Annotated in this window: 18 protein-coding genes; 8 read left to right on the forward strand and 10 right to left on the reverse strand. The window is 58.9% G+C overall.

Annotated features, from left to right (window positions below):
* Both ACODSN_RS16035 and ACODSN_RS16040 read left to right on the forward strand, forming a co-directional pair.
* Positions 1-176: type IV secretory system conjugative DNA transfer family protein (locus ACODSN_RS16035; protein WP_489056506.1), on the forward strand; the 176-nt coding region annotated here is incomplete at its 5' end.
* Between the two features lie 547 nt (positions 177-723).
* The gene (locus ACODSN_RS16040) at positions 724-1824 is read left to right on the forward strand and encodes a replication initiator protein A (RefSeq protein WP_489056490.1); all 1101 of its coding nucleotides are present in this window, start codon (positions 724-726) and stop codon (positions 1822-1824) included.
* A gap of 55 nt (positions 1825-1879) precedes the next feature.
* Here ACODSN_RS16040 and ACODSN_RS16045 read toward each other — a convergent pair whose 3' ends face one another.
* Genes ACODSN_RS16045 through ACODSN_RS16070 form a run of 6 tightly spaced genes read right to left on the reverse strand, consistent with a single transcriptional unit; the run spans position 1880 to position 5270 of the window.
* Positions 1880-2239, reverse strand: a complete 360-nt coding sequence (locus ACODSN_RS16045) for a hypothetical protein (protein ID WP_489056491.1) — start codon at positions 2237-2239, stop codon at positions 1880-1882.
* Positions 2240-2278: 39 nt separating this feature from the next.
* Positions 2279-2569 carry a ribbon-helix-helix domain-containing protein gene (locus ACODSN_RS16050; RefSeq protein WP_489056492.1) on the reverse strand — a complete coding sequence of 97 codons (291 nt, stop codon included), beginning with the start codon at positions 2567-2569 and terminating at the stop codon, positions 2279-2281.
* Positions 2566-3219, reverse strand: coding sequence for a ParA family partition ATPase (parA, locus tag ACODSN_RS16055; RefSeq protein ID WP_489056493.1), 654 nt, complete (start codon positions 3217-3219; stop codon positions 2566-2568). The genes ACODSN_RS16050 and parA overlap by 4 nt, the downstream gene beginning before the upstream one ends.
* A gap of 49 nt (positions 3220-3268) precedes the next feature.
* Positions 3269-4126 carry a ChbG/HpnK family deacetylase gene (locus ACODSN_RS16060; RefSeq protein WP_489056494.1) on the reverse strand — a complete coding sequence of 286 codons (858 nt, stop codon included), beginning with the start codon at positions 4124-4126 and terminating at the stop codon, positions 3269-3271.
* The gene (locus tag ACODSN_RS16065; RefSeq protein WP_489056495.1) at positions 4123-4725 is read right to left on the reverse strand and encodes an alpha/beta fold hydrolase; all 603 of its coding nucleotides are present in this window, start codon (positions 4723-4725) and stop codon (positions 4123-4125) included. Before ACODSN_RS16065 ends, ACODSN_RS16060 begins: the two co-directional genes overlap by 4 nt.
* Positions 4722-5270, reverse strand: coding sequence for a recombinase family protein (locus ACODSN_RS16070; protein ID WP_489056496.1), 549 nt, complete (start codon positions 5268-5270; stop codon positions 4722-4724). Before ACODSN_RS16070 ends, ACODSN_RS16065 begins: the two co-directional genes overlap by 4 nt.
* A 147-nt stretch (positions 5271-5417) precedes the next feature.
* On the opposite strand from ACODSN_RS16070, the gene ACODSN_RS16075 reads away from it, so the two are divergent.
* Genes ACODSN_RS16075 through ACODSN_RS16090 form a run of 4 tightly spaced genes read left to right on the forward strand, consistent with a single transcriptional unit; the run spans position 5418 to position 9791 of the window.
* Positions 5418-6671: a hypothetical protein gene (locus ACODSN_RS16075; RefSeq protein WP_489056497.1), complete on the forward strand. Its 1254-nt coding sequence runs from the start codon at positions 5418-5420 to the stop codon at positions 6669-6671.
* Positions 6668-7882 (forward strand): hypothetical protein, encoded by a 1215-nt coding sequence (locus ACODSN_RS16080; RefSeq protein ID WP_489056498.1) that lies wholly within the window; start codon positions 6668-6670, stop codon positions 7880-7882. Before ACODSN_RS16075 ends, ACODSN_RS16080 begins: the two co-directional genes overlap by 4 nt.
* A 2-nt stretch (positions 7883-7884) precedes the next feature.
* Complete coding sequence (locus ACODSN_RS16085; RefSeq protein ID WP_489056499.1) at positions 7885-9036, forward strand: DNA cytosine methyltransferase; 1152 nt, start codon at positions 7885-7887, stop codon at positions 9034-9036.
* Positions 9033-9791, forward strand: a complete 759-nt coding sequence (locus tag ACODSN_RS16090) for a GIY-YIG nuclease family protein (protein WP_489056500.1) — start codon at positions 9033-9035, stop codon at positions 9789-9791. Before ACODSN_RS16085 ends, ACODSN_RS16090 begins: the two co-directional genes overlap by 4 nt.
* 15 nt (positions 9792-9806) lie before the next feature.
* On the opposite strand, the gene ACODSN_RS16095 is transcribed toward ACODSN_RS16090, so the two are convergent.
* Genes ACODSN_RS16095 through mobQ form a run of 4 tightly spaced genes read right to left on the reverse strand, consistent with a single transcriptional unit; the run spans position 9807 to position 11921 of the window.
* Positions 9807-10238, reverse strand: coding sequence for a hypothetical protein (locus tag ACODSN_RS16095; RefSeq protein ID WP_489056501.1), 432 nt, complete (start codon positions 10236-10238; stop codon positions 9807-9809).
* Positions 10239-10247: 9 nt separating this feature from the next.
* On the reverse strand, positions 10248-10502 hold the full coding sequence (locus ACODSN_RS16100) for a BrnA antitoxin family protein (protein ID WP_222426230.1): 255 nt from the start codon (positions 10500-10502) through the stop codon (positions 10248-10250).
* Positions 10489-10800, reverse strand: coding sequence for a BrnT family toxin (locus tag ACODSN_RS16105; RefSeq protein ID WP_489056502.1), 312 nt, complete (start codon positions 10798-10800; stop codon positions 10489-10491). The genes ACODSN_RS16100 and ACODSN_RS16105 overlap by 14 nt, the downstream gene beginning before the upstream one ends.
* Positions 10801-10829: 29 nt before the next feature.
* Positions 10830-11921, reverse strand: a complete 1092-nt coding sequence (gene mobQ, locus ACODSN_RS16110) for a MobQ family relaxase (RefSeq protein WP_489056503.1) — start codon at positions 11919-11921, stop codon at positions 10830-10832.
* Positions 11922-12088: 167 nt separating this feature from the next.
* Here mobQ and ACODSN_RS16115 point away from each other — a divergent pair, with 167 nt between their 5' ends.
* Both ACODSN_RS16115 and ACODSN_RS16120 read left to right on the forward strand, forming a co-directional pair.
* Positions 12089-12379, forward strand: a complete 291-nt coding sequence (locus tag ACODSN_RS16115) for a hypothetical protein (protein WP_489056504.1) — start codon at positions 12089-12091, stop codon at positions 12377-12379.
* Positions 12376-13597, forward strand: a 1222-nt coding sequence (locus tag ACODSN_RS16120; protein ID WP_489056505.1) for a type IV secretory system conjugative DNA transfer family protein, incomplete at its 3' end; no start/stop codon positions are given. The genes ACODSN_RS16115 and ACODSN_RS16120, both read left to right, overlap by 4 nt.

The raw sequence follows: 13597 nt of genomic DNA on the forward strand, positions 1-13597 counted from the left end.
TCACGGAATCGGCCAGCACCCATATCAGCGCCCGAAACCTCATGAACCCCGACGAGATCATGCGGATGCCGCCGACTGACCAATTGCTGATGCTCCAGGGGCAGGCCCCGTTGATCGTGGAGAAAATCCGATATTACGATCAGCGCGAGTTTGCCGGGCTGGCCGATCTCGGTTGAGCGGCCACAGGGTGCGCGATCGTCGCCTATGGCGCAGCGAACGGGAAAGGGCAGCAACCTCGCTTCTGACCGCCCTGGGCCTCTCCACAAGCACTTAGGACGCGATTGGGCGCTGGACCCGCCCCACTTCCCCCTCGGAAGCCCAGCGACCGCAGGTCGCCCTGTGACGGCATCGCCGTCACGCATCAAACAGCGCATTGGCCGGAGGGGCAATTCCATAATGAATCTTCGACGCTTGGTATTTGTCAAAGCCAGCTAGTTATCCACAGGCCAGCCTAGTGTTAAAATATGGGTTAAGTGATGTGTTACAGGTTTTTAGTGGCTTCGTATCACATTGAAATTACGTTATTAATTGGCTATTTTCCGTCGGTGGGTGAATCCACTATGACGAAAAAGCGAATCCAGAGTGACGATAAGGTGAATCCACTCTGACGATAGCGCGTCACCTCCAAGCGTAATCGAAATGACGATAGAGGGGAATGAATCTGAAATGACGATAATCCGCTTGCGTATGTGAAATGACGATAGTAGCTCTAGCGTTAGTGAAATGACGATAGACTCCGCCCCTACCCTGTTTGACGCCCCGATCGCCGCGCCGCTGGAAGGCGACGACCGGACGCCACTGCTGCCGGTACGGCATCCCAACCAAGACCTGTTCATCTGCGACGTGCTCGACGCCATCCCCAAGGATGACATGGCCTCAATGGAGCATCCGGTGTTTTCGCTATCGACCAAGCCCGACAACCGGATGCGGCGCTACGAGCATAACGGCAACATCATCGAGATTATCCCCTCCGGCAAGGGGCTGGCGACGATCCACGACAAGGACATATTGATCTACTGCATTTCGCAGCTTGTCGCCAAAATGAACCGGGGCGAATCTCCTAGCCGCACCGTTCGCCTGCAAGCCTATGACATGCTTGTCGCCACCAACCGGCAGACCAGCGGCGAAGGTTATCGGCTGATGACTGACGCCCTCACCCGCCTGCGCGGAACAACCGTGCGGACCAACATTCAGACCGGCAATGTCGAGGAAACGCGGATTTTCGGGCTGATCGAAGAAGCCAAGATCACCCGCAAGACGTTCGATGGCCGGATGCTCGATCTCGAAATCACCCTGTCGGAATGGGTGTATCGCTCCGTCATCAGCAAGAATGTCCTGACCCTTCACCGGGACTATTTCCGGCTCCGCAAGCCGTTCGAGCGGCGCATGTATGAGCTGGCCCGCAAGCATTGCGGCGTAAAGGACGAATGGAAGATCGGCCTGGAACTGCTCCAGAAGAAATGCGGCTCCAACAGCCCGCTTCGGGTGTTCCGCGCCCTGGTCAAGAAGGTCTGCGAGCATGACGCGGACCACGGCCATTTCCCCGACTATGCAGTGACGATGGACGATGACGTGATCCTGTTTCGCAATCGCTCCGGTCTCAAAGGCAAGCCCGATCCGATCGCCAGCGCCGACGATGCGCCCTATATCGACCCGGAAACCATGCACGACGCCAAGACGGCCGCACCTGGCTATGACGTTTACGCGCTCTATGACGAGTGGGTGTCGTGGTGGCACGACATGGGCAAGCCCGAACTGAAAAGCCCCCGCGCCGCCTTCCTTGGCTTCTGTAAAAAACGGCACGAACGCAAGCCGCTACGTTGATTCTTTATGCCCGCAGGTGGACATGTTCACATGCAAACATGTAGGCGGATGGTAGCTAGCCGCCGTCGCGACCCAAGGTTTTCTCGATCAGCCAAAGGTGTAAAACATGGGCCGCGACGAATACGCTTCCGATGAATATCAAGATTGGTATCACCATCCATTCTTGGCCTGACCTCGGCGTCAGGGTCATCGCTGCAACATTGAACAGCCCCAAAGCACATACCGCCAGAAAGGGGGTAAAGCTAAGTGCGAGAACGCGGGGGGCGGACCAATTCACCGATCTCGCAAGAGGCTTCGACCGGGAAAGCCGCCATTGCATCGGCAGCGCCCTTTCCTGCCGGAAACGGGCGTTTGCTCGGATGGACAACCCGACCATCACCAGTGCGAATATGACAGACACGATTAGCACGGCCATGAATACTCCTCCACGCCTAATGTTTGCATGCGAACATGTTCACTTGCCTACAGGGCTTTCTCCCATCTTGCGGAGCCAGTCGTTAAACGCCTCGGCCATTGCGTCCTGCAAACTCATTCCGTGCTTGCGGGCAGTCATGTGCATGGCGAACGACATTTCCGGGCTGAAATAGCCCGTCATGGCCTTCTTGCCCTGACGGCTCGGTGCAACCGGATTGCTTACGATGCTGGCAGCAACCGCTGGGGAGGCTTTCCTTTCCAACTCGGTCGCAACTGGCGATGGTGCGGCATCACGATCCCGCAATGAAAGCAACGATCCTTTCCGGCTCATACACTCGCCCTCCGCTTCTTATATGATGGCATGTTTACATGCTCACATGCCCACTTGTAAAGTTGCCGAACCTCATCGGCAGCTTTGCCGTTCGGCTCGATCTCCATTGCCGTTTTTCCTTCCGCTGCCGCATGACGGAAAGCCGCACGATCCGCGATGATATACGGGCAGGCATCCAGTCCATAATCCTGCACAAGCTGGGCAGCCTCCTCATACATGCGCGGGGCAGTAGGGCTTCCCGCCGTGAAAATCACAAAAGCAGGCTTCCCGCGCATTTTTACCAGGCTGGCGGTCGTCTTGATTGCAGCCAAGTCAAACGCGCTAGGCCGACATGGGATCAACACTAGGTCCGCCGCTTCAACGGCGGCACTGGCTGCGCTATCGGCGTGAGGGGGGGTATCGATCACAATAAATGTTGCGCCCTGCTCGGTTGCCTGGCCGATCTTGGCGGCGAGGCGAGGGGGGGCGCTGTCGATCACCGCCGGGGGGGCATCCTTACGCCATGCAGCCCATTGGCTCGCTGTCGCCTGCGGGTCCAGGTCGATCACCAGTGCGGTATGACCGGAATCTTCGGCAGCAGCGGCCAGATGCAAGGCCACGGTAGTTTTCCCCGCGCCGCCTTTTTGGCTAATAATCGCGATTGTTGGCATGTGAACGTCCTTACATGACCGCATGTTTGCATGCGGTCATGCCTGCCGATCATGGATCAATCAAGGTCGTTCTTTCTTGCGCCGATGAATACTCTGCTCGCTGTAATGTCCGCAGATCACGATAGCTGACCCGCCGTACCTCATGTTGGTCTAGCAGGACGGCCACGCTGGGGTCCGTCAATGCCATGGCGTCATGCACGCGAATGTCTAAATGGTGAAGGTCGTAACCCCTCAGCTCCTCTCCATCCACTACAGGGTGTGCGAACAGCTCCGTCACGCCGCTGGGCAATGTTCGGCACTCATCTAGCATCACATCGCGGGTGGCCCGCGGCCAAGTGTAAATTAGGTGATCGACCGACAGGATGCTCCGCGCTTCTGCCATGTCGCGGGCTAGGAAATCCGGTTGGTAGGGGAGACGAACCGGAACCCCGAACTGCTCCGCAAGGTCGAGATAGATCGCGAACAATTCCTCGTTGGCGTGCAGAACATCCATGTGCGTGTCGATATGCGTGACATCGACTCCCCATGCGAGGGCGGTATCAATCTGAGCGCGACACTCAGCCCGGATAGCCTCAGCATTCTGCCGACCAAGGGCCAGCGCGGTCGTGGCAGGGAAGAAGCCGCCAGCATCATGCAGCGACGGCGCGCCGGTCAGGCTCCGCCACCGATAGCCCGTGTGCTCGCTCGTTAGGGTCAGGTGAACACCGACAGGCAACCCCTCGAACATGCGCGCCGCTTCGGACGCCCAAGGGCAGGGGACCATGAGCGATGCGCTCGTGGCAACGCCATAGGTCATGGCCTGAAACGCAGCCACATTGGCACTATGGCTCGATCCCAAATCGTCACAGTTGACGATGAGAAGCCGGTCTTCCGGCCTGTATCCTAGCCGCTCGACAAGAGAGGTCATGGCAGCTCCAAATGATCGGCAATCAGCCTTGCAACCTCGGGTGCATGAAGTTGGGCTAGATCGTGGTCGCCGCCAGGGATGATATGAAATTTGGCATCGGGTAATAGCGACGACAGGCGTTCGCCCACCGCAGGCGGGCTTATGGGGTCGGCATCACCCCATAAAAGTAGGGTGGGGGCTGCAATCCTCCCAATATCGCAGGACAGGTCTTCTTGCACATCCATGATCCACGATGCTGCATCCGGGTAAGCCCGCTGATAATCGGCGCGCCAATTTGAACCTCCCAGGTCAGCAACAGGCACGCCGCCCGAGGTAACGGTCAACACCAGTCGGCGCACCCTATCAGGGAAGGCGAGCGCGGCCTTGATCGCCACAAGGCCTCCCAACGATTGAGCGACAAGATCACAGGGCTGGTCCAATTCCGCGATCACCATCGCCACCAGGTCATCAATGCCGCGTACGCGATCATCCGGCGGCTCTGCCCCAAGACCCGGCCATGAGAAGAAAATAGCTGTGCGCTCGATTCCAAGCTCGGTCCCGACGGGATACCAAAAAGCCGCGCTTCCGCCCGCACCCGGAAGGAACAACACCTTCTTCATTGTCCGACGAGCCGCGATATGGTTGCCTGGCTAACATCGAACAGTGCGGCGACGGTGCGCTGCGTATCACCGGCAGCGAGCCTATCCAGCGCCTCTGCCTGCTGGTGTGGGGTGAGGGCTGCCCTACGCCCGAATTTGACCCCCCGCGCCCTTGCCTGCGCACGCCCTGCGGCTGTGCGCTCGGTTATCCGCTCTCGCTCCCAGCTTGCCGCGATCCCCAGCACCGCGATTATCACCTCGGCAAATTGCGATGTCGTATCCACCATCGGCTCGGCCAGCGAACGGAAACCAGCCCCGGCTTCCTTCACTGCATGGAGGATGTTTAACAGGTCGCGGGTGTTGCGGGCGAGCCGGTCGGTCGCCGTCACCATCAAAACGTCGCCATCGTCCAGCGCGCCGATCGCGCGCTTGAGCTGGGACCGCTCGGCTGTCGCCCCGCTGATCTTCTCACGGTAGATTTTCACGCACCCAGCGGCGGTGAGCTGGGCGAGCTGCTGGGCCAAGTCCTGGCCGGTGGTCGAAACGCGCGCATAGCCGTAGATCATGGCCGGAATTGTGCATCAGATTTTTGCATCAGGAAAGAGGCTGATTTTCCTCGGGTTTCGATCTGATGCAAAAGTTTTGATTTCTGCATCACTTGCGATGAGTAATGGTCGTCGATAGGCAGGCTCGCGGGGGGCAAGGATATCAATATGGAAAAGCAAACGACTGGCGCTTGGGTGGTTCACCACGGCCGGAAAGTTGCAGCCGATATGCGCGGGGCTGCCGAGTTTAGCGCGATCGATCTCGCCGCAAAAGCAGCGGGCCTTCTCGCGCGTCTCGGTGAGAGCGACCAAGCCACACTGTCCTCTGATCAGGTTACGGCAGCTGCCAAGGTCGGCAATCTGAATCCCAAAACGGAGCTAGGTGCCTGCCTGGAGCATCTTCAGAAACGTAAGCTTATTGATCGATCAACCTCGGGAGCCGTGTCTGTTCTTGGTGTCACTGGCGCGTCGGCGCTCACGCACGCTGCGGACCTCTTCGAGGACAATGATCCCCAACCTACCGAACGTGCGGCTGTCACCTTGGCAGAAATTTCGTCCCAAGCTCCAGTTTCCGCTACTGGGGCGATCGAATACGTCGGTGACGCACACAAGCTGACCAAGGCAGACGCCACCGATTTCATACAGCAAGCTGCTCAGATCGGTTTTGTCGATGCCGAAGGCGAGGGAGCCGATAGGCTTCTCTTCAATGGCAACTTGTTTCGCCGTGATACGGCGTCCAAAGCCAAAAAGGTTTTGGATTCGCTCAGTTCCGCAGAACAAACCAAGATTTCTGAATTTGATGCAAGATTAAAGACGATAGGCGCTGTTAGAGCAGTAGATGCTACCAAGATACTTGGTGAATCTTTATTCTCTAAGGTACGCGCAGCAGCATTATACGATATGAATATTGTTTCAAATGAGAGCGGTGATCACGTATATATTACCTCTCCCGGATCGTTTCATAAGTTCAGTAACCCTCTTACTGAGGATGCTTTCGATCATGCCAAAGCCCTCGTAGCGGCCCTAAGCTATGGTATGACGCAAAGCTCCACCACGCGAGGCCAGATATGGGGCATCGATCTCCTCCTCGGAAAGCTCATCCGAGGCGGCACGGTAGGTCCAGCAACGGCGATCGGGAACGATTACAGGGCATTAGAGCTGGAGCGAGTGGTTCAAACTGAACGAGCCGGATACGGATTCACGATGCGCTTACTTAAACGAGAAGTCGGCGTAATCGCCTTGGAGGTTCTCAAAGGCCGGAATGCTGCCGCATCCGCTTTAGAAACGCTCCCAAGTGCAGGCATGCGAAGCTACACAGCTCCAGAGGTCGCACGGGTTGGCCTGCGAAAAAACCAATCGACCGCGAGCCGAGCGCAAACGCGGTCGCTGCTTAGTGCCGTCCGTGGCGGGGGAGGCCTATGACTGGGAAACCTATCGCTGCGAAAAAGACCGGGAAAAAGGGTTTTGAGACTGAGGAAATAGTACGCTCTTATTTCCTCGGTGCTGGGTTCTTTGTGGTTCGTGGCGTCAAGCTCCGCCACGGAGGTGATGAACTAACCGATATCGATCTCTGGTTGTATGAACGATCCGCGACTTTAGCGCGCCGTCGCATTATCATCGATATAAAGGATAATGCTCAGCCAAAGGCTGCCGAACGACTATTTTTTGTCAAAGGTCTGGCTGAAATAATTCAGGTTGAAGCTACAGGTATCGCCACTAGCGACAGCCGCCGCTCTCTCAGAGAACTTGCCCGCAAGCACAACGTTCTTTGGATTGATAATGCCGATCTTCAAAGATTAAAGTCTAGTCAGAGGCTCACCGCTTCTTCTCGCATTACAGATGAAGACCTTAATGAACTGATTTCCAAGGTGGATACATCGCGATCATCTCGCCATGTTCGGGACGCCTTTGTTTCCGTGAAGTCAGCCGTTGCGGATCGGTTTGGGCCATCATGTGCCAATACTGCGACGGATGGTACGCAATATTTTGCCAGAATGGCTCTTGAGGCCCATCCTGGCTCTCTTCCCGCTCAGGTGTTCACTCGTCTGACGTATTTTAGCTGCGCTATTGCAGCTGCGGCACTCGATTTTGCATCGGGCGAGTCTGCTCTACGTCCTAGCCAGGAGAGATTGGCTAATCTGACGGACGCTATTAGGTTTGGGGAAGACCCAAAGGGTACTGCTGAAAAGCTTCGCTGGGCCGAAGCTGCTATTAGAGATTTTGCCCCAAACGGGGCTGGCCTCGCAGAAGTAGTCCGAAATCGGTTCAATGAGGCCCTTCACTCGGTTCCAGCAGAAAGCTTGGCTGAGATTACGGTAAAGATGGCAAATTCAGATCGTCTTTTTAATGCTGCTCGGGATTTGGAACAGGCAGCATTTCTAATAGATGCTCCATCGTTTGATGATCTTTCAGTCGATGCGAAGTCATTCATTGGGGCCGTTCTCGACTTCATATCGATTGACCGTGTGAAATTTGCAAACTGCTGGAGTACGCCTCCTTCCAAAGGAGTGGCGGTCGCAGATACTGCGCCGGGAAAGCCGGATAACTCTAGCGATAATGGTTCACAATCCGAGATCAAGCCTGCGGAGCCTTTGGAAGAACCGGCCCCCAAGAGCGACGGAAAGTTGTTGTAGCGATGAAATCGATTGAGCTTTTCGCTGGTGCTGGCGGCCTTGGTATTGGCCTGCATCAGGCCGGATTCCGTCCGGTGCGTGTCGTTGAATGGGACCGTTGGTGCTGCGACACTCTTCGAGAAAATAAGCGCCGCGGTATGAAAGCAGTGTCGGGCTGGGACATAACTGAAGGTGATGTCCGTGCCGTGGATTTCAGCGCCTATGAAGGAAAGGTAGAACTGATTTCCGGTGGTCCGCCATGCCAACCATTTTCATTAGGCGGCAAGCACAAAGCATATGACGACGCTCGCGACATGTTTCCGCAAGCGATCCGGGCTGTAAGGCAGGCACGGCCTAAGGCTTTCGTCTTTGAGAACGTAAAGGGGCTGACACGTGCCAGCTTCCGTAATTATTTCGAGTATATCCGCCTTCAGCTGGAACACCCTACAATTACCGCGTCTCGCGGAGAAGATTGGCTCGCCCACCTGGCTCGCCTTGAGCGCCACCATACCAGCGGAAAGCGCGAGGATCTCCATTACCGAGTTGTGACGCGCTTGCTTAATGCAGCCAATCATGGCGTTCCCCAGCGCCGGGAGCGGGTAGTTTTTGTGGGATTCCGTGATGATCTCGATGTTACTTGGTCATTCGCTGAGGACACTCACAGCCTTGATGCCTTGCTGTGGGATCAAACTCGGGGCAGTTATTGGGAACGACATGGTGTCGAGAAGCGACATCGTTTCCTCAACCCGCGGCACTCCGCCCGAGCCGCTCGCCTAACATCCCCACCCGAAACGTTGCCATGGCGAACGGTGAGGGATGCAATCCACGACCTTCCTTCACCAGAGGATGCCCTGGCTGCCGGAGTGCTGAACCATCGCTTTCAGCCTGGCGCGCGATCTTATGCAGGGCACACGGGTAGCCCGCTAGACGAACCTGCAAAAACTCTGAAAGCAGGCGTGCATGGTGTCCCTGGGGGAGAAAACATGCTGTCTCGGCCAGATGGGTCGGTGCGCTATTTCAGCGTTCGCGAAAGCGCTCGACTTCAGACTTTCCCTGACAATTTTCTTTTCCACGGCTCTTGGAGTGAAACGATGAGGCAACTCGGAAACGCGGTTCCTGTCGAGCTGGCCCGAGTGGTGGGGGCAAACGTAGCAAAGATTCTGAAGGCCGCATGACGTTAGGATATCTCGACTTTGAGTTTGATCTCCCCGGAGCCTTGCTAACCCACCTCGTGCGGGTTCTCGACGGGATGGATGCCGCCCCTTTGGACCCGGCGCACCTCATCGGTGTTGCCGAGGCTCAAGGCATTTATCAGCTCTTCCTTGATGACCAACTTGTCTACATTGGGAAAACGGACGCCGAGGCAGGCCTTCTTAAGCGCCTCACCCGCCATTCCCGCAAAACACTACATCGGGAAAATCTGTCTCCGGAAAGAGTGTCGTTCAAAGCAGTTCGTATTTTTGTCTTCACTGCGATGGATTTGGAAACGCAACTGATCCGACATTACACCGGAAAAGATGGAACAGCTTGGAATGGCAGCGGATTCGGTGCCAATGATCCAGGTCGCGAAAGGGATAAAAGCAAGCCTGGACGCTTTGACACAAGCTTCCCGCTAGACTTCGATCGCCCTCTGACCAATGATTTATCGGGAACCCACACCGCAGCGGCGGTGCTTCTGAGGCTCAAAGCGGAGCTGCCGTATACGCTCCGGTTTCAGACCCAAGCCAAGGGCTCCCGGAAGCCCCATCCCGATTTGATGGAAACAGAAGTCATCATGACGGCCGCTTCCACCACTGCGCGGTCGGCAATGACCGAATTGACAGGACAATTACCGTCAGGATGGCAAGCTACGGCGTTGTCGGCCTTGCTAATTCTCTACAAGGAATACGAGGAAAAATATCCAGGGGCCGTGATCCTGGCAAGAAGCTAGCATTCTGGGTAAATGCTACCGCTCACGCTCTAACTGCGGTAATCGGTTGATCTTTCCAGCATCGAGTATCTTGGCAAGTTGCTCACGCCCCTCTTTTCGTACCAAATCCAGCATGTGCGGCTGACCGGCAAATTGCACCCGCGCGACCTCTTCCATCACTACCAACTGCGCCTGCGCCGCTGCCAGCTCGGGATCAGCCGCCGCCTCGTCAGCCGTCGCACCTCTGAACCGGTCGCCGATCGTCCGCCCGCCCCGGCCTGTCCCCTCTTTCGACGGTGGGGCCGCGCCGGCCACGCTGCCGGCGACGAGCTGGGCCAGCGTCTCGCTCATGGCGTCCACCTTGCCCTGCATCGCCTCGACCTGGCCCGCCAGATTCTCCACCGCCGCCAGCACTGCCCGCTGGGTCGCCAGCAGCGCCATCACCGGATCGTCGCTGTCATCGCTCATGCGCGCGCCCTACCGGTGCAACGCCTGCTCCAGCGCCTGACGAATGAACCGCTGATACGGCATCCCTTTGCTGGCGGCGGTCGCTTTGACCTGTTCCAGCAATTGCGCGGGCAGACGCATGTTGACCCGCGCGTCCTTGCTGCCGAACTCAAACCGCGTGGGCGTGAGCGCTGAAAGATCATAGCCGGTAAGATCGGCCGAACCCACAAAGTCCTCGGCTTCCTCGTCGCTGGAAAACAACGGAAGGGGTTTATCCTTGCTCATAATGCTGCACCTCCTTGGCGTGCATGTAACGGGCGCTGATCGGGCGGATATATCTGGCCCCGTTCCGCTCGCGCCAGGTGAAGGCCATAAACACATGGCGACCGCTGCTGGCGCGCCCGATCGCCAGAAAGCGCGTCTCCACCGTCGAGTGCGCGACATCTGGCCCTATGGACGGCGTACCGGCGAACACGCTTTCAATTTCCGCCAGCGTGACACCATGCTTCTGGCATTTCGCCTGGTTGCCTTCGTCCCAATCGAAGCCAGCGACAGTTTTGCTATCCATGATGAAGAATGGCATTTGTATGTACGTTTGTCAATTCTGATCGCTTACCGTTCGCGGCCTCTGTCCCGTTCCTTGCTGCGATCCCGTTCAAGATCGCGCTCGGCCTGGTCGTGATCCGACCCGCCCTTACTGCCTATGCGGAACGCGATGCGCTCGGCGGCGCTGCCCGGCTCTGGGGTATCGCGATCCCGCTCCACCCGCTGCGCCGTCGCCTCCGCGATCCGCTCGGCCGCGCCGCGATCGTCGGCCTGGTCCTGACTGCCCCATGCCGCGCTAAGACGATCGCGCAGCCCCTGCGCCATGTCCTTCGCCTTGTCGCCCAGGCCGCGCATCGTTTCCGCGATCCTGGCGCTGAGTTCGCGAAGCTGCTGCGTCAGCTCGCGCCGCTCCCGGTTGCGCGCCTGCACCCCGCGCTGTTCGTCGCCGCGCTCGGTGGGCCTGCCCTTGCGCTCCATCGCCACCGCCGACAACGGCACCTTGCCCAGCGGCTCCCGGCCTAGATCCTCTTGCCCCTCCGCGTCGCCCCTTGTCCGCGCCGCCTCCCGCTGATCCTTCAACGACCGATGGTCGATGCGCTCATCGCACCCGGCTAGCTCCAATGCCTGGTTGGCATGGTCCGCCCATGCCGAACGCCACCCCTCAAGCCGCTCGGCGGCGTTCCAGTCCCGGTTCTTCTTCCCGAACCCCTCGCCGGTCAGGTCGCGCATGGTCAGCATGACATGCGCGTGCGGCTGCTCCTGCCCGTCTGCCGAATGGCCCCGGTGCAGCGACACGTCCGCAATCATGCCCTGGGACACGAACTGTTCGCGCACATAGGTTTCGACCAGGGCGCGCCGCCCCTCCGCGTCCAGTTCACGCGGAAGGGAGATTTCCACTTCGCGGGCAAGCTGCGCGTCTTTGCGCCGCTCCGCCGCTTCGACGCCGTTCCACAAGCGGGCGCGATCGAGCATCCAGTCGGGCGTACGATCGGGGGCCATGATCTCGCGATGCTCGATGTCGGATTTGCGCGTGTAGTCGTGGCATTTGCCAAGACGCTCGTCGGTCAGCCGCTCGCCAGACCGATAGGCGGCGGCGGCGACCGCGCTGCGTCCGGTGGCCCGCGAGATGACTTTGACGGAACAATGGTAGATCGCCACGACGCCGCGCCTTTCTGCCTTACTTACTTAAGGGGAGCCGTCCGGCGGGGGCAACGCCCCCACTAGGACCACGCACATTGGGAACCAATGTATAAGCGTGCCCTTATCTTCATAAGGTAGCCTCATGCTGTTTCGTTTGCTATAGAAAATTGCCATAGGAGGAAGCGATGGCACGGACACCCGTTGAAGAGCGCCTTGAGAAAATGCGCGAGGAGGAGCGCAAGCTACGTGAACGGCGAAAGGCGCTTGAGGCGCGCGTCTCTACCGAACGTCGCAAGGCAGAAACCCGCGAGCGCATCATGCTTGGCGCGTTCATCCTCCATCACATAGACGAGGACACGCCCACCGGTCGCCAGCTCGCGCCCCTGCTGCAACGCGAACTGCCGATGTTCCTGACCCGTGAGCGCGACCATGCGTTGATGGCCCCTCTGCTGAAGCGGCTGAAGGAGAAGGAATGATGGCAGGCCCACTGGTCGGGGGCGATCGGGGGATAGGATGGGTTCGTGCGATCGTCGGCGCATTTGTCGTGTGCCTGGTCGTGCAATATCTGGTCGGCAAGCTGCTGCCGGAAGTGCTCGCCAGCATCATCGCCTGGGGCGCGTTCGCCCTGGTGATGGTCGCGGTCTGGCGGATCAACGGTCGGGCCGGTCGCAACGAGCTGCTCGGCTCGGCCCGCTTCGGATCGCGTGACGATGTGCGCGGCCTGGAATCCGGCGACGGTGATCTGCTCATCGGTCGATCGGCCAAATCGGGCAAGCTGCTGCGCTATGGCGGTCCTGCCCATCTGCTGACGATGGCCCCGACCCGCAGCGGCAAGGGCGTCGGCACCATCATCCCCAATCTGTTGACCCTCGACCGCTCGGTGATCTGTATCGACCCCAAGGGCGAGAACGCCCGCATCACCGCTAGGGCGCGCGCGAGCAAGGGCAAGGTCTGGTGCCTTGATCCGTTCGAGGTGTCGGGGCAACCCCCTGCCCGCTACAATCCGCTCGACCGGCTCGACCCTGCCAGCCTCGATCTCGCCGAAGATGCGATGACGCTCGCCGACGCCCTGGTGCATGACCCTGCAGGGCAAGGTGGCGAGGCCCATTGGAACGAGGAAGCCAAGGCGCTGATCGCCGGACTGATCCTCTATGCCGTGGTGCATGAGGACCGCGAGCATCGCACCCTGGCGACGGTGCGGGACTATCTGACGCTCGCTCCCAAGGGGTTCGCCGATCTGCTCACCCTGATGCAGGACAGCCGCGGCGCCGGTGGCCTGATCGCCCGCGCCGCCAATCGCCAGCTCGGCAAGTCCGATCGCGAGGCCGCAGGGGTGTTGTCGTCGGCCCAGCGCCATACCCATTTTCTCGACAGCCCCCGGATTGTCGCCAGCATGGCGGCGTCGGACTTCACGTTCGCGGGGTTGAAAGAGGGGGTTTCCACGGTGTTTCTCTGCCTACCCCCTGACCGGCTCGATGCCTATGCCCGCTGGCTACGACTGCTGGTCGCCCAGGCGCTCACCGACATGGCCCGCTCGCCGGTCAAACCGGCGCGGCCTGTCCTGTTCCTGCTCGATGAGTTCGCCGCCCTCGGTCGCCTCGAACCTGTCGAGCGGGCGATGGGCCTGATGGCCGGATACGGGTTGCAGCTCTGGCCGATCTTGCAGGACATGCACCAGTTGCGCGCCCTCTATG

It is taken from the genome of Sphingobium sp. FG11 (genome assembly GCF_057809915.1).

What these genes read in the sequence shown, in the direction of transcription:
- ACODSN_RS16040 (WP_489056490.1), top strand. Translation starts at nt 724, where the DNA reads ATGACGATAGACTCCGCCCCTACCCTGTTTGACGCCCCGATCGCCGCG.
- ACODSN_RS16045 (WP_489056491.1), bottom strand. Translation starts at nt 2,239, where the DNA reads ATGGCCGTGCTAATCGTGTCTGTCATATTCGCACTGGTGATGGTCGGG.
- ACODSN_RS16050 (WP_489056492.1), bottom strand. Translation starts at nt 2,569, where the DNA reads ATGAGCCGGAAAGGATCGTTGCTTTCATTGCGGGATCGTGATGCCGCA.
- parA (WP_489056493.1), bottom strand. Translation starts at nt 3,219, where the DNA reads ATGCCAACAATCGCGATTATTAGCCAAAAAGGCGGCGCGGGGAAAACT.
- ACODSN_RS16060 (WP_489056494.1), bottom strand. Translation starts at nt 4,126, where the DNA reads ATGACCTCTCTTGTCGAGCGGCTAGGATACAGGCCGGAAGACCGGCTT.
- ACODSN_RS16065 (WP_489056495.1), bottom strand. Translation starts at nt 4,725, where the DNA reads ATGAAGAAGGTGTTGTTCCTTCCGGGTGCGGGCGGAAGCGCGGCTTTT.
- ACODSN_RS16070 (WP_489056496.1), bottom strand. Translation starts at nt 5,270, where the DNA reads ATGATCTACGGCTATGCGCGCGTTTCGACCACCGGCCAGGACTTGGCC.
- ACODSN_RS16075 (WP_489056497.1), top strand. Translation starts at nt 5,418, where the DNA reads ATGGAAAAGCAAACGACTGGCGCTTGGGTGGTTCACCACGGCCGGAAA.
- ACODSN_RS16080 (WP_489056498.1), top strand. Translation starts at nt 6,668, where the DNA reads ATGACTGGGAAACCTATCGCTGCGAAAAAGACCGGGAAAAAGGGTTTT.
- ACODSN_RS16085 (WP_489056499.1), top strand. Translation starts at nt 7,885, where the DNA reads ATGAAATCGATTGAGCTTTTCGCTGGTGCTGGCGGCCTTGGTATTGGC.
- ACODSN_RS16090 (WP_489056500.1), top strand. Translation starts at nt 9,033, where the DNA reads ATGACGTTAGGATATCTCGACTTTGAGTTTGATCTCCCCGGAGCCTTG.
- ACODSN_RS16095 (WP_489056501.1), bottom strand. Translation starts at nt 10,238, where the DNA reads ATGAGCGATGACAGCGACGATCCGGTGATGGCGCTGCTGGCGACCCAG.
- ACODSN_RS16100 (WP_222426230.1), bottom strand. Translation starts at nt 10,502, where the DNA reads ATGAGCAAGGATAAACCCCTTCCGTTGTTTTCCAGCGACGAGGAAGCC.
- ACODSN_RS16105 (WP_489056502.1), bottom strand. Translation starts at nt 10,800, where the DNA reads ATGCCATTCTTCATCATGGATAGCAAAACTGTCGCTGGCTTCGATTGG.
- ACODSN_RS16115 (WP_489056504.1), top strand. Translation starts at nt 12,089, where the DNA reads ATGGCACGGACACCCGTTGAAGAGCGCCTTGAGAAAATGCGCGAGGAG.